Raw genomic sequence first — 20419 nt, 5'->3', positions numbered from 1 at the left:
AGCGCGGGGCAACGGCGTGGGCGATGGGCAGCGTGCTGCTGGTGAGTTCGGCGCAGTTGGGCATGCGCTGGGGCATGAGCCGTCTGCCCTCGCCTGCGCTCTGGTTTGAGCCGGCGAGTCTGCTGCGATTCGAGCCTGCAGCCGTGCTGGTGATCGGCGCCGCGATCATCGCTTACGCCCTGTCGATGCTCGCCTGGCTGCTGGCACTGCGCGACCTGCCGCTAAGTCGCGCCTATTCCCTGCTCAGCGTCAGCTACGGGCTGGTGTATGCCCTCGCCGCAGCGCTGCCATTTTTCAACGAGACGTTCACGGTATCGAAAACTTTGGGCGTCATGCTGATCGTGATGGGCGTGCTGACCATCAACCTTCGGCGCATTTCCAGCACTCCTCCACAGGGCTTCTCTTCATGAAAATCAGCGTTTTCGGTAGCGGGTATGTCGGGCTGGTGCAAGCCACCGTCCTTGCTGAAGTCGGCCACGACGTGGTCTGCATGGACATCGACCAGGCCAAGGTCGAGCAGTTGCGGCAGGGTCAGGTGCATATTTTCGAACCGGGGCTGGCCAGCCTGGTGCGGGAGAACCTGGAAAACAAACGCCTACAGTTCACCACCGACACCCAACTGGCCGTCGAACACGCTGAGGTTTTGTTCATCGCCGTGGGCACCCCGTCCCGCGATGACGGCTCGGCCGACCTGAGGGGCTTTTTTGCGGTTGGCGAGGCCATCGCGACGTACCGGTCCGAGCCGCTGATCATCGTTGAAAAGTCCACGGTGCCCGTCGGCAGTGGCGACGCCCTGCGTGCACACATCGACAAAGCCCTGCGCCAGGCTGGTCGCTTGCTGCAGTTCGATATCGTTTCCAACCCGGAATTTCTCAAGGAGGGTTCGGCGGTCAACGACTGCCGGCGCCCGGACCGTATCGTCATCGGCTGCGACAACGACGCCGTGCGTAAGGTGATGCGTGAGTTGTACGCGCCGTTCAACCGCAACCATGACCGGATCATGTTCATGGACCTGCGCAGCGCCGAGCTGACCAAGTACGCGGCCAACTGCATGCTGGCGACCAAGATCAGCTTCATCAACCAGATCGCCGAACTGGCCGAACACCTGGGCGCGGACGTCGAGTCGGTGCGGCTGGGCATCGGCGCGGATTCACGCATCGGCTACGACTTCATCTACCCCGGCTGCGGTTATGGCGGCTCGTGCTTCGGCAAGGACATTCGCGCCTTGATCCACAGCGCCCGGGAAGCCCACTGTTCCAACGACCTGCTGGCGGTAGTCGAAGCCATCAACGAGCGGCAGAAGAACAAACTGTTCGAGCGGGTGAAAGCCTTTTACGAAGGGGATCTGCGCGGCAAGACCTTTGCCTTGTGGGGCCTGGCGTTCAAGCCGAACACCGACGACATGCGCGACGCGCCGAGCCGGGTGCTGATGGAAGCGCTGTGGGATGCCGGGGCCACGGTTCGCGCGTTTGACCCCGAGGCCATGCAAGAGACGCAGCGCCTTTACGGCAACCGCAAGGACCTGATTCTGATGGGCACCCCGGAGTCGACGTTGAACGATGCAGACGCGCTGATCATCTGCACCGAGTGGCAACAGTTCAAGGCCCCGGATTTCGAACTGATCCAGCAACGCCTCGCCGCGCCAGTGATCTTCGACGGCCGCAATCTGTACGACACCGAGCGCCTGGCCCGCAGCGGATTTCACTACTTCCCGATTGGCCGCGGGGAATCCTGTGAATTGCCGATCCCGCAGAAGCAGTGGCTGCCGTATAAAAGCGTGGCGGGTGGAGCGATGGTCTAGCGGCCGACGCCTTCCCGGCTGAAGCCGGTCCCACATTAGGGCCGCGCGCCGGCGCCACTGGATGCACACGATGCTTTTAGTGGGACCGGCTTCAGCCGGGAAGAGGCCCGCGTGTTCGCCATAAGTTTTGATCGTTCTCGCGCTCCGCTTGGGGATGCAGCCCGGGACGCTCCGCGTTCATGAACGACGGTCTGCACCCGGGGCGGCAGTGACGAAATAGTAAACCCGTCCTCCAATCTCGACGCGGTCTAGCACCCGCAACGGTAATTGAGGCGTGGACTGGCTTTCCATCACCACGACCCTGTCAGCCCCCGGTGCCAGAAAACGGTCGAGTTCAGCACCAGACATCACACTGTCAAGCTGGCTCTGGCTGTAGAACACGCCAGCGCCCGCCAAGCGTTCGCTGGGTTGGAACAGCGCTACGCTCACACCTTGCTGTTGCAGGCCATGGATTTTCTCGGTCAATAGCAGGAATGACAGCTGCCTGTCCTCCCGCGGCGCCAGCCATTGCGCTGCCCCCAGGTAGGTGACAACCACCAGCAAGACACCCGCCCCGCTGACCCCTCGACGATGGCGCACCACCGCCGCCACAAACGCGGACCGTGCTGCATGCACGCGGATCCTGGCCCCCAGCACCAACGCATATTCGGCAGCAATCACCGCAGCGGCCGGCGCCAACGACATCAGGTAAACCGTGCGCTTACTCGACGCCAGTGTCAGCAACAGGAATTGCGCGCCCAGCCACAGGGTGAAGAACAACAGATAGCGATTGCTCATCAGCTGCTTGCGAAAGTGCCAAAGCCCCAGATAGACCAACAGATTCCACGGCAAAAACGCTTCCGGCAGTTTTGCCAGGTAGTAATAAAACGGCTCGTAATGCCCGGCTTCGGTAAACGAACCGCTGAACCGGCCAACGCTGTTGGTCCACAGCACTTCTTTCAATGACGCGGAACCGCCCTGCCCGTACAGAAACCCCAGCCAGACAAGAAGCGGCACCAGCGCCAGCAGCGTGAGGGCTGCCGGGCGAATCCAGTCAACAACCTCCAACCGCTTCTTGCGCACCGTCTCGATGACCAACCAGAAGAAAATCACGACACCCGGCAACGCCAAGCCCAGCACCCCTTTGCTCAAGATCGAAATCACGATGCCCAGCGTGAACGCGAGCCAAGGGTCTAGTACCGGCGCCCCGCGTCGCGCGCGCTCGCTGGCGTGGAAAAACGCCAGCAGCGCCAGGGTCACGCCGAGGGACAGCAATGCATCTTCGCCCACCTGCCGCGCGTTGCTCCAGAAGCTGGCCGTTGTCGCCAGCATGAACGCCGCCAGCCAGGCCACAGAGGCCGGGCGTCCAAACCGTACGAGCATGCAGTAAAGGAGCAACACGCTGAAGAGCCCGGCGAACGCCGAGGCCAGCCGCACCGCCAATGGCGTAGCGCCGAAGACGCGGATCGCCGCCGCATCCAGCCAGACGCTCAGCGGGGGCTTCTCAAGAAAAGGCTGTCCGTTGAGGGTCGGTGTCACCCAGTTGTTGCTCAGGTGCATCTCCATGGCGATGCCTGCCACCCGCGGCTCCGTCGAGTTTTGCAATTGGTGATTGCCCAACGCGAAGAAAGACAGAACAGCCGCCAGCACGAGCAACGAGAGCGCACGAGAAGTCATCAAGGGAATACCGGCTGGGGAGCGAATCATCAGTTGATGGGTGTCGGCAGTATAGGCGGCGCTTTGTTGAAGTCTTGTCAACGCCCCGTCACCACTGGATCGAGCGGCGGGGTGTTTCAGAGGATGACTGACAAACGCGCACTTGCGAATGATCACTGGCATACTCTCCGCCGCTATTAAAAGTGCCCATGCGTTTATAAATGAGCAAACGAATATTAAACACTGACGGAGTTTTCACACACAGGCCACACAACTTTAACGACGCCAGCCCGACAGTCCATGGATGACTGTTATGAACACGCTTTTACAGGAGTTACGATTTGAAACGTATTAGAAACCCTTAAAAAATTGACAATAAATTTATTTGCGCTATGTGCCCACCGGTGAATAACGGTAAACGAGGCGCAGCGCCAAATAACTGGAAACTCGATACACCTGTCCAAAGGATTAGACACATGCGGATTTACCCATCGGCCCCAGCCCGGTTCCTGCTGTTGGCAACCGGCACATGGCTCGCCCTCTTTTTTCTCACACGCCTCGTTTTATTCACCACCCATCTCGACGAAGCCGGCAATCAAGTAATAGCCACTTTCGCCACCGGGCTGCTCTATGACCTGGCCTTCCTCACCTACGCCGCCCTGCCACTGGGGATATATGTCCTGCTCTGCCCGCCACGCTTATGGCGCGCTCGCGGGCACCGCTGGTTCCTGCAAGGGCTGATGACAGTCAGTATGTTCGTGATGCTGTTTGTCGCCGTGGCCGAATGGCTCTTCTGGGACGAGTTCGGCGTGCGATTCAACTTCATCGCCGTGGACTATCTGGTGTATTCCGACGAGGTCCTCAATAACATCCTCGAGTCCTACCCCATCGGCAAACTGCTCGGCGCGTTGGCGATCGTTGCCATCGTATTGAGTGCAATCATCAGTCGCGCCGTCGCAGCCTCGATCAAAGCCCCGACGCCGCCGCTGCGCAGCAGGCTGGCCGGTATCGCGCTATTGCTGGCCCTGGCGGCCATCAGCCTGCAATTTGTTGATCAGGATAATCCTCGCGGTCTGGGTGGCAACGCTTATCAGCGGGAACTGGCGAGCAACGGCCCGTACCAGTTTTTCGCCGCGTTCAGAAACAACGAACTGGATTATCAGCAGTTCTACGCCACCCTGCCCGACCCGCAAGTCGCCGAGCAGATGCGCCGGGAGCTGACCGAGCCCAACAGCCGATTTGTCGGCACTGACCCAGTGGATATCCGACGCACGATCGACAATCCGGGGGCGACGCGCAAAGCCAACATCGTCCTGGTGACCATTGAAAGCCTGAGCGCCAAATACCTGGGCAGCAACGGCGACACGCGCAACCTGACCCCCTATCTGGATGCATTGCGCAAGCAAAGCGTCTACTTCAATAACTTCTACGCCACCGGCACCCGAACCGACCGCGGCCTGGAAGCCATTACCCTGTCCATCCCGCCGACGCCGGGACGCTCCATCGTCAAACGGGTGGGCCGCGAAAGCGGGTTCGCCAGCCTCGGCCAGCAACTGGCGGGCGTCGGTTACGACAGCGTTTTCGTTTATGGGGGACGGGGCTATTTCGACAACATGAACGCCTTCTTCAGCGGCAACGGCTACCGCGTGGTGGACCAGAGCAGCGTCAATGAACAGGACATTCACTTCAAAAACGCCTGGGGCATGGGCGACGAAGACCTGTACCAGCAGGCGCTCAATCTGGCGGATGCGGACTTCGCTGCGAACAAACCGTTTCTGTTGCAGTTGATGACCACTTCAAACCACCGCCCTTACACCTTCCCCGAGGGACGCATTGACATCCCTTCGGGCAACGGTCGCGACGGCGCGGTGAAATACACCGACTACGCCATCGGCAAGTTCCTTGAAAGCGCCCGCCAGAAACCGTGGTTCGACAACACGCTGTTCGTCTTCGTCGCCGACCACACGGCAGGCAGTGCTGGCAAAGAAGACCTGCCCATCGATAACTACCTCATTCCGCTGTTCATCTACGCGCCGAAGATGATCCAGCCGCGGGAAATCTCTCAATTGGCGAGTCAGATCGATCTCGCGCCGACGCTGCTGGGGCTGCTGAATCTGGATTATCAGTCCACCTTCTTTGGCCGCAATCTGTTCTTCGATTCGGCGTTGCCGCCCCGGGTGGTGGTCGGCAATTACCAGCACCTGGGACTGTTCGACGGCAAGGATCTCGCCATCCTCAGCCCGCGCCAGGGGCTGCGTCGCCACGACAATGCGCTGGGTGAAAGTGTCGAAAGCAAGGCTACGCGTGACGACCCGCTGATTGCGCGCGCCATCGCCTATTACCAAGTGGCAAGCGAAGGATTCAAACAGCATCTGCTGGACTGGAAGCCTGACGGCTTCAAGCCTTGACCGGAAGGCGGGGACCGTAAGGGCCTGCGGCAGAAGAGCGGTGAGTGGACGCCATCCGATCATCGCTCGGAAGCCGACAGCATCGCTTTGGTAAACGACAAGATATTCACGGCAGCCGAACCTATTTTTGACAAACGCCTGTCTAGGATCGCGCAACGTATAAAGTGGCGGGTTTTAACTATGTTGGTGGTCGAGGATCTGGTGTTGGACACAAGCAAATACCGGGCGACCCGCGCGCAAAGATCGCTCAAGCTCAACCCGACCAACATCGACATCCTGGCACTGCTGATGCTGAAAAGTCCCGGCATTGTCAGTAAAGAAGAAATCGCGGAAATGCTGTGGGGCGAACTGGGCGTCAACAAGAGCAGTGGCGTCGGTACACGCGTGCATCAAATCAGAAAAGTGGTCGATGATGGTTTTGCGTTTCCCCTGCTTCATACGGTGTATGGCGTCGGCTATCAGCTGCGCAAATAACCTGTTGTTAACGCCTCACGTTGTTGTCAATCACCCGCTTTCATCGCCAGTTGCTTCCAGTCTTGCGGATTAAGTACGCCTCTGATGACCGGCCGGCTGCGTTTGTCCAGCGAGATAAATACCGCGCTGTCGTATTCGCTGGTATCGGCATGGGGGTAACCCTGCTTGCCCTCTATCTGACTGATGCAACCGCTATGGGTGACTAACACCAGATTGCGGTTATTCGCCTTGTGCGCCATGACCTGGCCGAGGTTCATCTTCTCGCAATCAAACAACCATTCCTGGGACGCAACCGGGTGGCCGAACAGGGATTCGGCGGTTTGCGCCGTGCGCGTAGAGGGGCTGGCGAGGACATCGGTCTGGTCCAAACCCAACTGGCTCAATGAACGTCCCACTTCGGCAGACACCTGGCTGCCGTTGCGGGTAATCCCGTCCTTTGGCCCCAGGCATTCATTATCGGAGCGGTCGCAACGCTCGCCGTGACGCATCAGCACCACCACTTCGCCTTTCTTCCAGCTTTCGTAAAGGCCCGCCCTGCTCATGTTGTGCCCGCTGGCGAGTTCAATGGGCGAACGGGGCCAGTAGGTGTAACCCGTCAGCAACAGCAGCGACACGACAATCGCGGCAGCGGTCAGCAAAACACGGAATTTGGTGGCACTTTTAAGTAACTTACCCGCCGTGGGCGCGGGCGGGACATTGATGTGTTCGCGCATCGTGTTGCTCCGACTGTTCAGTCCATCGGCAGATGGAAATCTGCGTCATTGAATGACAACGAGCGTAAACAGCGATGCATGGTTATTTGGTAAACGGCACGTGAAAAAAACAGTGGCTGTAAAACGTTATTCATTCCCGACCCGTGGGGAGAACGTCACGCCGTAGTTTGTGAGGAAGTCTCTGCTTCGTCTCATGAGGACGCTACAGGCTTTAAACATAATAGAGTTTTCACATTCCCTTCACTGCGGTTTGACCTGCGCGTGTCTATGTTCCACCAGCGGCCGGCAATAGCCGGGCAAAGTTAATCATTCATGCTTATCGGGACATTCCAACGTGCGAAGCGAACGATCACGATTTTATGCCTGGAACTTGGGTTTACCGATCGCCATTGCGCTGGCGATATTCGTGGTCTTCGACCTCACTTCCCTGGACGAAATGATCAGCAACTGGCTGTACTACCCCAACCACGAGTTTCCCTACGGCCACAACCGCCTGTTCGAAAACCTGACCCACCGCTGGCCGCGGATCATTCCCGACCTCACCGGGGAAGCCGCGATCATCGGCTCAATCCTGTCGTTTATCTGGCCGCTGTTGAAACCGGGGCGACACGACCGGCTGATCAGGTCGCTGGAGACAATGCGCATTGGCCCGGTGCTGCGCTTTACCGCTCGCTACCGGCGGGACTTCCTGTACATCGTCGTGTCGTTTGCAATCATCACCGGCATGATCCATTTTTTTAAGAGCCACACCAGCATCTATTGCCCCGTGGAAACCACGCTGTACGGCGGGACCATGGAGAAAAAGGAATGGTTCGAGAATTTCAGCCTGTTCCATGAAGCCGGCGCCGGTCGCTGCTGGCCAGGTGGGCATGCCTCCGGCGGCTTCACCATGGTCGCGCTGTACTTCGTCGCGCGGCGTCATCAGTGGCGCCACGCCCGTGCGATCCTCTACGCTTCGATGGTTCTGGGCGCGATCTACGGCACGACGCGCGTCCTGCAGGGCTGGCACTTTATGTCGCACACGTTTTGGGCCGGGGTGATTGTGTGGATGGGCGCACTGCTCACCGCCCTTGCTTTTTATGGCTGGCGGCAACTGGCACCCTCCGCCGAAGCAACCCCTGGCGCATTCGCGGCCATCGCTCGATAGGCCACACATCCCCTCGCATTACTGTCACACTGGCGACCGCCGAGCAAAATGATGGCTTCGGGCTATATATCCGTTTAGCTTAGGCGGTCCAGTAATGGACCTGCCATGCGCTGCCGACGCGGCAGCGATGGCTGCGTACTCCCTGCCGTTCATCCCGTCGCGGAAATCTATTCCATCGTCCCAAGTCCATCCTTTTTCGAATGACAGCGTCGAGAAGTCGCCCATGAAGTCGGACAACGTACAAATCGGCCCCCTGGATTTTCTCTTGGGCGGCGGCGAAATGGGGCAGCGGATCCGGGACTTCGACTGGGCGTCGACATCACTGGGCGATCCGGCGGGCTGGCCGCAGTCCCTGCGTTCGGCCATCAGCATCTGCCTGCATTCGAGTTTCCCGACGGCTATCTATTGGGGAGAGGATTTCTGCCTGCTGTACAACGACGCCTGGGCGCCGATTCCGGCGGATCGCCATCCTGCTGTGCTAGGCCGCCCGGCGCGGGAAGTCTGGTCTGCCATCTGGGACGTCGTCGGCCCGCAGTTCGAGGCGGCCTACCGGGACGCTGAAGGCTTTTCGACGTTCGACCAACTGTTGATGATGGAACGCGGCGGGCGGGCGCAGGAAAGCTGGTGGAACTACAGCCTGACGCCCATTCGCGGCGAAAACGGCCGCATCGCGGGCATCCTCAATCAGGGCCACGAGGTCACTGACCGGATTCTGGCCGAACGCCGCCGGGCGCAAGAACTCGTCCGCCAGCGCAAGATGTTCGAGCAGGCGCCCGGCTTCATCACTGTTCTCACGGGCCCCCGGCACCGCTTCGAATTCGTCAATCAGTCCTACACCCGGCTGTTCGGCGAGCGCGACTACGTGGGCAAGACCATTTACCAAGCGTTCCCGGAGCTGGTCGGCCAAGGGTTTTACGAGTGGCTGGATGCGGTCTACAGCACCGGCGAAAGGCTGGTGCAGCAACGCACCCCGATCCAGCTCAGTCATCCCGACGCCCCCTCCGAAGTGCGTTATCTGGATTTCATCTACGAACCGCTGCTCGATGAAACCGGTCAGGTCACCGGTATCTTTTGTGAAGGCTACGACGTGACCGAGGCGCATCTGTCCCGCGCCGCGCTGGAGGCCAGTGAGGCGGCGTTGCGCGAGGAGACCCGCACCCTGGAAACGCTGAACCGGGTGAATGCCGAGCTGGCCCTGGAGCTGGACCTCAAGCGGCTGGTGCAAACGGTGACCGATGCCGGCCGCGAGATGACCGGCGCCGAGATCGGCGGGTATTTTCACAACGCCGCGAGCGATCATTTTGACCTGTTCACACTGTCTGGGGTCCAGTCGCCGGAACTGGCACGGCTGCCGGGCCCGCGCGCCAGCCCGGTGTTCTCGCCGGCATTCCTGACCGCCGGCGTCATGCGTTCCGACGACCTACTGTTGGACCCGCGTTATGGGCGAATTTCCCCGCATTTCGGCCTGCCGACAGGGCATGTGCCGCTGCGCAGTTATCTGGCGGTGTCGGTTGTGTCTCGCTCCGGCGAGGTGCTGGGCGGCCTCTTTTACGGCCATCCCGAGGCCGGCCAATTCACCCCGCGCCATGAAAAATTGATGTCGGCCCTGGCCGCGCAGGCTGCCATCGCCATCGATAACGCTACGTTGTTTCAACAGGTTCAGAGCGCCAACGAAACCCTCGAACAGCGGGTGCTGGCCCGTTCCCAGGAATTGTCCGAGGCCCATTTGGCCCTGCGTCAGGCGCACAAGATGGAAGCCGTGGGGCAGCTCACCGGCGGCATTGCCCACGATTTCAACAACCTGCTCGCCGGTATCATCGGCAGCCTCGAAATGATCGAACGACGTATCGCCAGCGGCCGGGTCGATGGCCTGGAACGCTACGTCAACGCCGCCCACGACTCGGCCAGTCGCGCCGCCACCCTCACCCAACGGCTGCTCGCGTTCTCCCGTCGTCAGACCCTTGATGCCAAGCCTACCGACGTCAATCGGCTGGTGGCAGGCATGGGTCAGCTCATCGCCTCCACCATCGGCCCTTCCATCAGCATAAGGACCATCGCCAGCGGCGACCTGTGGCTCAGCAAGATCGACGCACCGCAGCTCGAAAGCGCGCTGGTCAATCTGACGCTCAACGCCCGCGACGCCATGCCCAGCGGCGGCGAACTCACCGTGCAGACCCGCAACGTTTCGGCTGACAGCGTCCCGGGGGTGGCGGCGCAGCTGCCCGCAGGGGACTTCGTCGAAATCAGCGTCAGCGACACTGGCACCGGCATTGCCTCGAACATCCTCGACCGGATCTTCGACCCGTTCTTCACCACCAAACCCATCGGCCAGGGGACAGGCCTGGGGCTGTCGATGATCCACGGCTTCGTTCACCAGTCCGGTGGCACCATTCAGGTGTGCTCGACCCAAGGCGCCGGCACGACGATCTCGCTTTACTTGCCGCGCTACTTGGGTGACCGCCAGCAGACGCCGGCGCGCTGCCCGTCGCAGACCCACAGCCGCGGCGAATCGGTGCTGGTCATTGACGACGAGCCCCACGTGCGCATGTTGATGTGCGACGCCCTGCGCGAACGCGGGTACCAGGTCAGCGAAGCCATGGACGGGCCATCGGGCTTGCAAATGCTCCGTTCGATGGCATCGATTGATCTGCTGGTGACCGATGTGGGCCTGCCCGGCGGCATGAATGGCCGACAGGTCGCCGACGCGGCCCGCGCCCTGCTGCCTTCCCTCGATGTGCTGTTTGTCACCGGTTACGCGGAAAATTCGGCGGTGGGCGGCGATCAACTGGAGTCCGGCATGGCCGTGTTGCTCAAGCCGTTCGGGATGGACAGCTTCGCGCAAAAGGTCGGCGAAATCCTCGCAGCGGCGGCGCCCCGGGACACCACCCAAGCCACCTGCGATGTCGTGGACGGCTGCTGAATCCAGTCGGCCCCGGGCAAGGTCATCCGATAGCGCCCGTCGCCCGGAGAATACGGGGCTTTGGCCCGGCGCATCCGACCTCGACCAATCAGTCAGTTTTTTTCACCCTGTCACGGAACTCACAGGGCCGGCATGCCCCTAACCACGACGTCAGCGAACCGGCAAAACGCCGGTTCCACGAGAGGTTTAGGTTTCCATGTCTTCCAGCACCCCATCCGCCGCCATAGGCCAACCAGACGAGCAGCGCACGTCGCCGCGTCGTCTGATTTTCATCTCGGTCCTTGTCGCCACCATGGGCGCACTCGCTTTCGGGTACGACACGGGGATCATCGCGGGCGCCCTGCCCTTCATGACTTTGCCCCTCGACCAGGGCGGTCTAGGCCTGAACCCGGTCAGCGAAGGGCTGATCACTGCATCGCTGATCGTCGGCGCCGCCTTCGGCTCACTGGCCAGCGGCTACCTGTCCGACCGCTTTGGCCGACGCGTGACCCTGCGCATGCTGTCGCTGTTGTTCATCGTCGGCGCCCTGGGTACGGCAACGGCGCCGTCGGTGCCATTCATGGTCGCCGCGCGCTTTCTGCTGGGCATCGCTGTCGGCGGTGGCTCGGCCACGGTGCCGGTGTTCATCGCCGAAATCGCCGGGCCGTCGCGCCGGGCGCGACTGGTCAGCCGCAACGAGCTGATGATCGTCAGCGGCCAGTTGCTGGCTTACGTGCTGAGCGCCGTGCTGGCTGCGTTGCTGCACACCCCCGGCATCTGGCGCTACATGCTGGCCATTGCAATGGTGCCGGGCGTGTTGCTGCTGATCGGTACGTTCTTCGTGCCGCCGTCGCCGCGCTGGCTGGCCTCCAAAGGCCGCTTCGATGAAGCGCAGCACGTGCTCGAGCAACTGCGTGACACCAAAGACGCCGCCAAGCGCGAAGTCGAGGAAATGAAAACCCAGGAAAAACAGGCCCACAAGCACGTCGCCGCTCGCGAGTTGCTGCGCCAGCCATGGGTGTTGAAGCTGTTGCTGATCGGTGTCGGGCTGGGCTTTACCGCGCAGTTCACCGGCGTCAACGCGTTCATGTACTACACGCCGATCATCCTCAAACACACCGGCATGGGCACCAACGCTGCGCTGACTGCGACCATCGGCAACGGCATCGTCTCGGTCATCGCGACCTTGCTGGGCATCTGGGCCATCGGCCGTTACGGGCGTCGTCACCTGCTGATGACCGGTCTGGTCATCGTGATCATGATGCAGGCGGCGCTGGGTAGCGTGCTGATGTTCATGCCGCAGAACCTGACCCAAAGCTATGCCGCACTGGCCTGCATTCTGGTGTTCCTGCTGTTCATGCAGATGTGCATCTCGCCGGTGTACTGGCTGCTGATGTCCGAGCTGTTCCCGATGCAGGTGCGCGGGCTGCTGACCGGCACGGCGGTGTCGATGCAGTGGCTGTTCAACGCGACCGTCGCGTTCCTCTTTCCGATCGCGGTGGACACCCTCGGCAACCCGACCTTCTTCGTATTTGCGGCGATCAACATCGGCTCGCTGATCTTCGTCTTCCTGTGCCTGCCGGAAACCAAGGGCAAGTCCCTTGAGCAGATCGAGAAGCACATGAAGAAGGAGCTTTGACGCACCGAGCGTTCAGCCGAGCAATTCGGTGATCCAGCGCACCTGCTGCGCGGTGTCGCGAAGCTTGTCTTCCGGCACCGCCTGCCGCGCCCGCTGCAAGTCGGCCAGGGTGCGCAGTTTATAGGGCAGCACGCGCCGCCACTTTTCCAGAAACGCCGGACTGCGCGCCGGCATCAGCAACGGCCCGAAGTACAGCGCTTCGGGGCTGTATGCCACCGGCCCAGTGTGTTCGGCAACGATGATTTCGTAGTCGAAGCGGTTCTCCCGCAGGATTTCTTCATGGACGATGCGGTAACCGTTGTCCATCAACCACTGGCGCAGCTCAGGCTCGCCGCCGTTGGGTTGCAGGATCAGGCGCTCGCTTCCATTAAGACGCGATTTGCCCTTCTCGAAGATGTCGCGAATCGTCTCGCCGCCCATGCCGCAGATACTGATTGCGCTGATGCCGTCTTCCGTCTCAATCGCTCCCAGGCCATCGGCCAGACGCACACGGATTCGCGCCTCGAAGCCGTTCTCGCGAACGGTACGCTCCGCCGCCCTGAACGGCGTCGCCGCCACCTCCCCCGCCACTGCCATCGCAATGAGCCCACGGCGCATCAACGCCACCGGCAGGTAGGCGTGATCGGAGCCGATGTCGGCCAGTCGCGCGTCGGCCGGCACCCGCGCCGCCACCCGCTCCAGACGCCTGGACAATGTGTGTTCGTTCAACGTTTGCAGCCCCTTCTCTCGCCACCGCCCGGCACGACCTGCCGAAACGGGGCGTGAGTCTGTCGGGCTGTGGCGAGGATTTCAACTGCGTTGACGCGTGGCCGGCGGATTGAGCGTCGGGTGCTAAGGCAGCTTGGCGATGACCTTGATCTCGAAGTCGAAGCCATACAGCCAGGTCACGCCGACGGCCGTGATGGTCGGGTGCGGCGCTTCGCCCCAGAACTCCGGCACCACTTCCCAGGCCTTTTCGAAGGTCGACTGCGGATCGACCATGAACACGGTGACGTCAATCACGTCATCGAAGGTGCAACCGGCGGCATTGAGAATGGCATTGAGATTGGTGAAGGCCAGGCGGACCTGGGCGCGCAGATCGGGCTCGGGCGAGCCATCTTCGCGGCTGCCGACCTGCCCCGAGACAAACAGCAAGCCGGCGGATTTGATCGCCGGCGAGTAGCGATTGCGCTCGTACAATGCGTGGCGGCCGGGCGGGAATACAACGTCACGAACAGTCATGGGCTTTCTCCTTCAGCGGAGCGGGATGCTCCGTGGTTTCGATGGGCAGACTGTAGGGCGGCGGATTCGCTGGATAAACCAGCAGCCTTGATCAAGACTGTTTGCATTCTCCAAACAATCAGGTGGCGCGATGGACCGTTTCGACGCGATGCAGGCGTTCGTTCGAGTGGTAGAAACCGGCAGTTTCACCAAGGCCGCCGGCACGTTGCACATGAGCAAGACCACGGTAACGCAACTGGTGCAGCAGCTCGAAGCGCGGTTGCGGGTCAAGCTGCTCAACCGCACCACGCGCAAGGTCAACGTCACCGCCGACGGCGCGGTGTTCTACGAACGTGCGCTGCGCGTGCTGGCGGATCTGGACGACGCGGAAACCGGTCTGTCCGTTGCCTCCGCGGCGCCACGAGGGCGTTTGCGCGTTGACGTGCCCAGCCCGTTCGCCCGCATGGTGCTGATCCCGGCGCTGCCAGACTTCAACGCCCGCTATCCCGACATCCAGATCGACCTGGGCGTGAGCGACCGGATGATCGACCTCATCGGCGAAAACGTGGACTGCGTGGTGCGCGGCGGCGAACTCACCGATCAATCGCTGATGGCCCGGCACATCACCGACCTGAAGCTGGGCGTCTACGCGTCCCCAGCGTATCTGCAGCGCGCAGGCACGCCGGCTAATCCCCGTGACCTCGAAGACCCGCAGCACCGCATCGTCGGCTACCGCTGGGCGCGCACCGGGCAGCTGTTCCCGATGGTGCTGCAGAGGGACGGCGAAAGGGTTCAGGTGCAGAGCCGCTATTTGCTCTCGGTGGACGACGGCAATGCGTACCTCGCGGCAGGTCTTGCCGGCATGGGCGCCCTCTGGCTGCCGCAGTACATGGCCCAGCCGTCCGTGCACAGCGGTGAGTTGGTTGCGCTGTTCGAGGACTGGCAGCTGGAGTCGATGCCGATGTACGTGGCCTTCCCGCCCAACCGGCACATCAGCATCAAGCTGCGGGTGTTCATCGACTGGGTTGTGGAGTTGATGGGCGAAGGGTACAAAAGCCGATCTTCCGCAACGATTAAACAAGGATGAAAGTGCGATGGACGAAGTGATCAGCTACCGACAAGCCATGGTCGAGGACGTGACGGCAATCTGCGAACTGGGGCAGCTACTCAACGCCATTCACCACGCGGAGCGTCCCGATATTTACACAGATGAAACCCTCGATCACACCCGCGATGCCCCTCACTGGCTGAGCTTTCTTAACAACCCGGAGCAGGTGGTTTTCCTGGCGTTCGTCGGGGATCGAGCGGCGGGGTTTGTCAGCGCGGGGATGTTTTCAGCAGGTGGGCCTTTGATGCAGCCGATGGCATTCGCGCGGATTGGCTCGGTGTGCGTGGCCCAGGTTTTCTGGGGGAAAGGCCTGGGCCGTGGGTTGATTGAGCACGTGAAAGCATGGGCGCTGGAACGCGGCGCGCAGGACATTCGGCTGTCGGTGTGGGGCTTCAATACCCATGCGCGGCGGCTGTATGAAGAGCTCGGGTTTGAGACACGGGCTTATGAAATGGGGATGCGGTTGTTGTGACTGCCGTTCATCGCACCTGACAGAGCCCTTGTAGACGACCGGTCAGTTTTGTCTTAAGGTGCTGCGCATTATGAAGAAACCCAACCTGGAAATGCGCCAACACATCATCGACGTCGCCAAGTCGCTGATGACCCACAAGGGCTACACTGCCGTGGGCCTGGCAGAAGTGGTGAGCGCGGCGGGCGTGCCCAAGGGCTCGTTTTACTATTACTTCAAATCGAAGGAAGAGTTCGGCGCCGCGTTGCTCGATGAGTACTTCTCCGAGTACCTCGGCCGTGTCGACACCGTCATGACGCGATCAGGCACCGGCGTCGAAAAGCTGCTGGCCTACTTCGATTACTGGATCGAGACCCAGGGCACCGATCATCCGGAAGGCAAATGCCTGGTGGTCAAGCTGGGTCCGGAAGTCTGCGACCTGTCCGAAGACATGCGCAGGGTGCTGGAGGCCGGCACCGCGAAGATCATCAAGCGCATCACCGCCTGCGTCGACATGGGCGTGGCAGACGGCAGCCTGCACATCGAAGAAGACAGCGAGGCTTTCGCCGAAACCCTGTATCAACTGTGGCTGGGCGCTTCCCTTCTGGTGAAGGTGAACAAGTCCACTACCTCCTTCGACACGGCCATGAGCCTGACCCAACGCCTGCTGCGGTAGCAGGCGCTTTTTTTTCAAAGATTGGTAGACGACCGGTCAAATATGCGAGTAATTATCAATGACTGACATCAGCAACAGCACCGACTTGTTTTCCCCCGTGCAGATGGGCGCCATCAAGATGGCCAACCGCATCGTCATGGCACCCGTCACCCGCAGCCGCTACGAAGAAGACGGCGTGCCCGGTGAACTGCACGCCATTTACTACGCCCAGCGCGCCACCGCCGGGTTGATCGTGGCCGAAGCCACCAACATCTCCGCCCAGGGACGCGGCTATGCAGCGACGCCCGGGATCTGGAGCAAAGCGCAGGTCGCCGGCTGGCGCAAAGTCACCGACGCCGTGCACGCGGCTGGCGGCAAGATCGTCAGCCAGCTCTGGCACGTGGGCCGATTCTCCAGCGTCGACCTGCAGCCCAACGGCGAAGCCCCGGTCGCGCCGTCCGCCATTCAGGCCGAGGGCAACACCTACACGGTCGACGGCTTCGTCCCGGTGTCGATGCCCCGCGCGCTGGAAACCGACGAGATCCCCGGCATCATCGAGCAGTACAAGCACGCGGCCGAGAACGCCAAGCGCGCAGGGTTCGACGGCCTCGAGGTCCACTCGGCGAACAGCTACCTGCTCGACCAGTTCCTGCGCGACTCCACTAATCAGCGCACCGATCAATATGGCGGCTCGATTGAAAACCGCGCGCGGCTGACGCTGGAAGTCACCCAGGCCATCGTCGACATCTGGGGCCATGACCGCGTGGGCATTCGGCTGTCGCCGGTCACGCCGGATGCGGGTAATACGCCGCCGGACAGCAACGTCATGGCGTTGCACGGGTACCTGATTCAGCAGTTGAACCGCTTCAATCTGGCGTACCTGCACTTTGTCGAAGGCGCGACCGCCACCTCCCGTGAAGTCCCGGAAGGCGTCGACATGGATGCCTTGAGTGCCCAGTTCAACGGTCCGTTCATTGGCAACAACAACTACGACCTGGACATGGCCGTGGAGCGCCGCGCCCAGGGCAAGATCGACGCCGTCGCGTTCGGTCGCCTGTTCATCTCCAACCCGGACCTGGTCGCGCGTCTGCGCCATGGCGCCGAACTGACCATCGCCCCGCGCGAAACCTATTACGGCGGCGGCGCCAAGGGCTACACCGACTGGCCGCTGGGCACTTACTAACAGCGCTGGCAACCGCAGCGTTTTCTAGCACCGCATTCACTAACGACTGAACGGCAAGGCTTTCTCAGGAAAGCCGACGCTGCCCGCACGCCTTGAATTTGAGGAAACATGATCATGAATTATCTGGACCAGAAAACCGCCATCGTCACCGGTGCGTCTTCAGGCATCGGCGCTGCAACCGCCCGAGAATTGGCCGCCCAAGGGGTTAACGTCGTTGCTGCCGCGCTGGATGAGAAAGGCCTCGCCGCGCTGGTCAGCAAACTCCGCGCAGCCGGTTACGAGGCGTCCAGTTTTGTCACCGACGTGACCGACGCTGAACAGACGCGCGCTTTGGCGCAGTTCGCCAAAGACACCTACGGCTCGGTCGACATCCTCGTCAACAACGCCGGCCTGATGCTGTTCTCCCACTGGGTTGACCTCGTGACCCAGGACTGGAACGCCATGATCGACGTCAACATCAAGGGCTACCTGAACACCATCGCCGCCACCCTGCCCTTCATGCTTGAACAGAAATCCGGGCAGATCCTCAACATGGATTCGGTGGCAGGCCACCAGGTCGGCCCCGGCGCCGGCGTCTACAGCGCGACCAAATTCTTCGTGCAAGCCATGACCGAATCCATGCGCAAGGAGCTGGGCGTGCACCATGGCATCCGCGTCAACACCGTCAGCCCCGGCGTCATTAACACCGGCTGGGCGGACAAAGTCACCGACCCCGCTGGCCGCAAAGCGGCACATGCGCTCAACGAAATTGCCATCGCGCCGGAAGACATCAGCCGCGCCATCATCTACGCGCTGAATCAGCCCGCCAACGTCACCGTCAACGACCTGATCATTTCACCCACCCGACAGGACTGGTGATTGCGCGGCTGTTGGTCATTGAAGCCATCGCCTATCTAACTCAAACCCTGGAGTCATCAACATGAGCAAGAACATCAAAGCCGTTGCTACACACGAGTACAACGCTGTCATCACTACCGCCAGCCGCTACGTTAAAGGCCTGCGCGAAGGCAGCGTTGCGACGATCAAGCAGGCCTTTCATGAAGAGGCGGTGATGTACGGTTTTACCAACGGCCAATTGCTGGGGGGGCCGATCAGCAACTTGTATGACTTTGTTGAAAGCAACGGTAAAGCAGCGGACATCACGACGCGGCTGGATGTGCTGGCGATTACGCCGACTACGGCTGTGGTGCGGGTGGACATGGAGAAGGACGCCATTGGGGCGGATTACAACGACTACCTGACGTTGATCAAGATCAATGGCGACTGGAAGGTGATTGCCAAGGTTTATCACCAGTTTGAGGGGTAGGTTTTTACTGCGATGAATTTTATGGACGCAGGTCTTGGTGTTTTGGCTTCGGGACTTGCGTGCCGGGTTCTAGCGGCTGGGTATTGAGCGTTCTTTGAGTCGCAGCGTAAGTTATTTGGGAGACAGCAGAGATGGTATTAGTTGAGTACAGCGCAGGTTTGCCGTGCAGTGCGGATCAGGCGTGGAAGGTGCTGCGGGAGTTTGGCGGAATCGCGGACTGGCATCCGGCGATTGTGAAGAGCGGCATCAAGGGTGAAGCCGGGATTTTGCGGGTGGGTGCGGTCCGGCGGCTGGCGCTCGCGGACGGTGCCGTATTGCGGGAGCGTTTGACTGAATTTGACGATGGGCTCAGGGCGTTGGCTTACGTGTTCGAGGAGTCGCCGTTGCCGGTGGATGGGTATCGGGCGCAGATTCGAGTGGATGAGGTTGCGGGGTCGGTCGATCGTTGTGTGGTGCGCTGGAGTGCTGGGTTCGAAGTGCGGGAAGCCGGGACTGAGGCGGAATTTGAGGGATTGGTCAGGGAATTGATTGTGCAGGGGCATGAGGGTTTGGAGGGGACGGTTCTGGGTTGATTGTGTCTGGACTGGCAGAACTGATACAAAAGCCAGGCTCGAAGCGATGCATCCCCAATGAGTAAACACCCACTTCAGGAGCGAAACGCTTGACGTCAACCGACCTGCAGCGCCTTTACAACAAAGCCTGGCTGTTCGCCTCCCACGCCCACGTCGGGCAACTGATGAAAGGATCGAATCTGCCGTACACGACCCATGTCGCGATGGTGGCGAACGAATTGATTTTCGCGGATCGGGAAAGTGACATTGGTGACCTGACCATCGCGATGCCCGCCGCGCTTCTGCACGACGTAATCGAGGACACGGGGACCTCGGAAGAGGCACTGGCTGAGGTGTTCGGCGCCGCTGTCGCCTCGACCGTCGCCTGCCTGAGCAAGAACCTGATCGTGCCTTTCTCGGACGAGGGCTATTTCCAGGCGATCGCGGCGCATTCCCGGGAAGCGGCGGCGATCAAGTTGTGTGACCGGATCACCAATCTCCAATCCGCGCCATCGACGTGGTCCCTGGAAAAGCGCGCGTCTTATCACGAGGAATCTGCGCAGATTCTGGCGGCGCTCGGGCCTACCAATGACTATTTGAATCGCCGGCTTACCGATGCGATGGCGCGCTACAAATCCTTGCACGTCGATCAGCAGCGGGAAATCTGACGTCCTTTCCGTGTGCAAGGTGAAGCGCTACCCCGGTCACTCATCAAACATGCCGGCACTGCAGCTGTTACAGGCGAATGAGGTAATTGTGGGCGACCGTGCTCGCGAAGACTCCGGTACATCCGCCATGTCTTCAGCGGCTGGAATACTGTCACCGCAGCTCGGAAATCTCGATCAGATTTAAATCGGGATCACGCACGTAAACCGACCGAATCGGCTCCGTCGCGCCGGTGCGCTCAACCGGCCCTTCCACGATCGGCCACGCCTCGGCCTGCAAATGCGCGATCACCGCGTCAAGGCTCTGGCTGGCAATGAAGCACAGGTCCAGCGCGCCCGGCACCGGGAGGTGAGCCTTGGGTTCGAACTCGTGACCGCGCTCGTGAACGTTGATCTTCTGGTTGCCAAAGCGAAACGCCAGACGGCCGCTGCCGAAGGTTTGCAATTCCATGCCCATCACGCGCACGTAGAAGTCTTTACAGGCCTCAATATCGATGGTGGTCAGGACCAGATGGTCAAGGTGATCAATCATTTGCGTACGCTCCGTGGGGGTATTGGCCAGCGCCATACCCCAAGTGTTGTGAAAC

Annotated in this window: 19 protein-coding genes and 1 pseudogene; 15 read left to right on the top strand and 5 right to left on the bottom strand. The window is 60.9% G+C overall.

The window, feature by feature from the left end; translation table 11 throughout:
* Window positions 1-23: 23 nt before the first annotated feature.
* A pseudogene (arnF, locus tag FX982_RS17995) lies at window positions 24-429 on the top strand (4-amino-4-deoxy-L-arabinose-phosphoundecaprenol flippase subunit ArnF).
* Window positions 407-1801, top strand: coding sequence for a UDP-glucose dehydrogenase family protein (locus tag FX982_RS17990; protein ID WP_172611875.1), 1395 nt, complete (start codon window positions 407-409; stop codon window positions 1799-1801). The pseudogene arnF and the gene FX982_RS17990 overlap by 23 nt, the downstream one beginning before the upstream one ends.
* Before the next feature lie 177 nt (window positions 1802-1978).
* On the opposite strand, the gene FX982_RS17985 is transcribed toward FX982_RS17990, so the two are convergent.
* Entirely contained in the window at window positions 1979-3457 is a 1479-nt protein-coding gene (locus tag FX982_RS17985; protein WP_172611874.1) for an ArnT family glycosyltransferase, read from the bottom strand.
* Window positions 3458-3912: 455 nt separating this feature from the next.
* Here FX982_RS17985 and FX982_RS17980 point away from each other — a divergent pair, with 455 nt between their 5' ends.
* Window positions 3913-5844: an LTA synthase family protein gene (locus FX982_RS17980; protein WP_172611873.1), complete on the top strand. Its 1932-nt coding sequence runs from the start codon at window positions 3913-3915 to the stop codon at window positions 5842-5844.
* 87 nt (window positions 5845-5931) lie between these two features.
* Window positions 5932-6318 carry a winged helix-turn-helix domain-containing protein gene (locus FX982_RS17975; protein WP_172611872.1) on the top strand — a complete coding sequence of 129 codons (387 nt, stop codon included), beginning with the start codon at window positions 5932-5934 and terminating at the stop codon, window positions 6316-6318.
* A 26-nt stretch (window positions 6319-6344) separates the two neighbouring features.
* Here FX982_RS17975 and FX982_RS17970 read toward each other — a convergent pair whose 3' ends face one another.
* Window positions 6345-7031 (bottom strand): histidine phosphatase family protein, encoded by a 687-nt coding sequence (locus tag FX982_RS17970; protein ID WP_172611871.1) that lies wholly within the window; start codon window positions 7029-7031, stop codon window positions 6345-6347.
* 334 nt (window positions 7032-7365) lie between these two features.
* Here FX982_RS17970 and FX982_RS17965 point away from each other — a divergent pair, with 334 nt between their 5' ends.
* From FX982_RS17965 to FX982_RS17955, 3 genes are all read left to right on the top strand, one after another.
* The gene (locus FX982_RS17965; RefSeq protein WP_172611870.1) at window positions 7366-8178 is read left to right on the top strand and encodes a phosphatase PAP2 family protein; all 813 of its coding nucleotides are present in this window, start codon (window positions 7366-7368) and stop codon (window positions 8176-8178) included.
* 223 nt (window positions 8179-8401) lie between these two features.
* Window positions 8402-11098, top strand: a complete 2697-nt coding sequence (locus FX982_RS17960; RefSeq protein WP_216843191.1) for an ATP-binding protein — start codon at window positions 8402-8404, stop codon at window positions 11096-11098.
* A 196-nt stretch (window positions 11099-11294) separates the two neighbouring features.
* Window positions 11295-12716 carry a sugar porter family MFS transporter gene (locus FX982_RS17955; protein ID WP_122534716.1) on the top strand — a complete coding sequence of 474 codons (1422 nt, stop codon included), beginning with the start codon at window positions 11295-11297 and terminating at the stop codon, window positions 12714-12716.
* A gap of 12 nt (window positions 12717-12728) precedes the next feature.
* On the opposite strand, the gene FX982_RS17950 is transcribed toward FX982_RS17955, so the two are convergent.
* Window positions 12729-13424: a tRNA (adenine(22)-N(1))-methyltransferase gene (locus tag FX982_RS17950; RefSeq protein ID WP_172611869.1), complete on the bottom strand. Its 696-nt coding sequence runs from the start codon at window positions 13422-13424 to the stop codon at window positions 12729-12731.
* A 123-nt stretch (window positions 13425-13547) separates the two neighbouring features.
* Window positions 13548-13937 (bottom strand): RidA family protein, encoded by a 390-nt coding sequence (locus FX982_RS17945; protein WP_108119461.1) that lies wholly within the window; start codon window positions 13935-13937, stop codon window positions 13548-13550.
* 130 nt (window positions 13938-14067) lie between these two features.
* On the opposite strand from FX982_RS17945, the gene FX982_RS17940 reads away from it, so the two are divergent.
* The 8 genes from FX982_RS17940 (at window position 14068) to FX982_RS17905 (ending at window position 19835) form a co-directional block, all read left to right on the top strand.
* Window positions 14068-15003 carry a LysR family transcriptional regulator gene (locus FX982_RS17940; protein ID WP_172611868.1) on the top strand — a complete coding sequence of 312 codons (936 nt, stop codon included), beginning with the start codon at window positions 14068-14070 and terminating at the stop codon, window positions 15001-15003.
* Window positions 15004-15010: 7 nt separating this feature from the next.
* Window positions 15011-15496, top strand: coding sequence for a GNAT family N-acetyltransferase (locus FX982_RS17935; RefSeq protein ID WP_172611867.1), 486 nt, complete (start codon window positions 15011-15013; stop codon window positions 15494-15496).
* 70 nt (window positions 15497-15566) lie between these two features.
* On the top strand, window positions 15567-16148 hold the full coding sequence (locus FX982_RS17930; RefSeq protein WP_172611866.1) for a TetR/AcrR family transcriptional regulator: 582 nt from the start codon (window positions 15567-15569) through the stop codon (window positions 16146-16148).
* A gap of 58 nt (window positions 16149-16206) precedes the next feature.
* The gene (locus FX982_RS17925) at window positions 16207-17310 is read left to right on the top strand and encodes an alkene reductase (protein WP_172611865.1); all 1104 of its coding nucleotides are present in this window, start codon (window positions 16207-16209) and stop codon (window positions 17308-17310) included.
* Between the two features lie 114 nt (window positions 17311-17424).
* The gene (locus FX982_RS17920) at window positions 17425-18168 is read left to right on the top strand and encodes an SDR family oxidoreductase (RefSeq protein ID WP_172611864.1); all 744 of its coding nucleotides are present in this window, start codon (window positions 17425-17427) and stop codon (window positions 18166-18168) included.
* Window positions 18169-18229: 61 nt separating this feature from the next.
* The gene (locus FX982_RS17915; RefSeq protein WP_172611863.1) at window positions 18230-18616 is read left to right on the top strand and encodes a nuclear transport factor 2 family protein; all 387 of its coding nucleotides are present in this window, start codon (window positions 18230-18232) and stop codon (window positions 18614-18616) included.
* 131 nt (window positions 18617-18747) lie between these two features.
* Window positions 18748-19188 (top strand): SRPBCC family protein, encoded by a 441-nt coding sequence (locus FX982_RS17910; protein WP_172611862.1) that lies wholly within the window; start codon window positions 18748-18750, stop codon window positions 19186-19188.
* Window positions 19189-19277: 89 nt separating this feature from the next.
* Window positions 19278-19835, top strand: coding sequence for an HD domain-containing protein (locus FX982_RS17905; protein WP_172611861.1), 558 nt, complete (start codon window positions 19278-19280; stop codon window positions 19833-19835).
* Window positions 19836-19986: 151 nt separating this feature from the next.
* Here FX982_RS17905 and FX982_RS17900 read toward each other — a convergent pair whose 3' ends face one another.
* Complete coding sequence (locus FX982_RS17900) at window positions 19987-20364, bottom strand: VOC family protein (RefSeq protein ID WP_172611860.1); 378 nt, start codon at window positions 20362-20364, stop codon at window positions 19987-19989.
* Between the last annotated feature and the right edge of the window lie 55 nt (window positions 20365-20419).

It is taken from the genome of Pseudomonas graminis, assembly GCF_013201545.1.
In the GTDB taxonomy this organism is placed as follows: domain Bacteria; phylum Pseudomonadota; class Gammaproteobacteria; order Pseudomonadales; family Pseudomonadaceae; genus Aquipseudomonas.
This window is presented reverse-complemented; position numbering and strand designations above follow the sequence as displayed.

What these genes read in the sequence shown, in the direction of transcription:
- FX982_RS17960 (WP_216843191.1), top strand. Translation starts at nt 8,402, where the DNA reads ATGAAGTCGGACAACGTACAAATCGGCCCCCTGGATTTTCTCTTGGGC.
- FX982_RS17900 (WP_172611860.1), bottom strand. Translation starts at nt 20,364, where the DNA reads ATGATTGATCACCTTGACCATCTGGTCCTGACCACCATCGATATTGAG.
- FX982_RS17915 (WP_172611863.1), top strand. Translation starts at nt 18,230, where the DNA reads ATGAGCAAGAACATCAAAGCCGTTGCTACACACGAGTACAACGCTGTC.
- FX982_RS17930 (WP_172611866.1), top strand. Translation starts at nt 15,567, where the DNA reads ATGAAGAAACCCAACCTGGAAATGCGCCAACACATCATCGACGTCGCC.
- FX982_RS17970 (WP_172611871.1), bottom strand. Translation starts at nt 7,031, where the DNA reads ATGCGCGAACACATCAATGTCCCGCCCGCGCCCACGGCGGGTAAGTTA.
- FX982_RS17955 (WP_122534716.1), top strand. Translation starts at nt 11,295, where the DNA reads ATGTCTTCCAGCACCCCATCCGCCGCCATAGGCCAACCAGACGAGCAG.
- FX982_RS17940 (WP_172611868.1), top strand. Translation starts at nt 14,068, where the DNA reads ATGGACCGTTTCGACGCGATGCAGGCGTTCGTTCGAGTGGTAGAAACC.
- FX982_RS17980 (WP_172611873.1), top strand. Translation starts at nt 3,913, where the DNA reads ATGCGGATTTACCCATCGGCCCCAGCCCGGTTCCTGCTGTTGGCAACC.
- FX982_RS17985 (WP_172611874.1), bottom strand. Translation starts at nt 3,457, where the DNA reads ATGACTTCTCGTGCGCTCTCGTTGCTCGTGCTGGCGGCTGTTCTGTCT.
- FX982_RS17935 (WP_172611867.1), top strand. Translation starts at nt 15,011, where the DNA reads ATGGACGAAGTGATCAGCTACCGACAAGCCATGGTCGAGGACGTGACG.
- FX982_RS17910 (WP_172611862.1), top strand. Translation starts at nt 18,748, where the DNA reads ATGGTATTAGTTGAGTACAGCGCAGGTTTGCCGTGCAGTGCGGATCAG.
- FX982_RS17920 (WP_172611864.1), top strand. Translation starts at nt 17,425, where the DNA reads ATGAATTATCTGGACCAGAAAACCGCCATCGTCACCGGTGCGTCTTCA.
- FX982_RS17925 (WP_172611865.1), top strand. Translation starts at nt 16,207, where the DNA reads ATGACTGACATCAGCAACAGCACCGACTTGTTTTCCCCCGTGCAGATG.
- FX982_RS17990 (WP_172611875.1), top strand. Translation starts at nt 407, where the DNA reads ATGAAAATCAGCGTTTTCGGTAGCGGGTATGTCGGGCTGGTGCAAGCC.
- FX982_RS17945 (WP_108119461.1), bottom strand. Translation starts at nt 13,937, where the DNA reads ATGACTGTTCGTGACGTTGTATTCCCGCCCGGCCGCCACGCATTGTAC.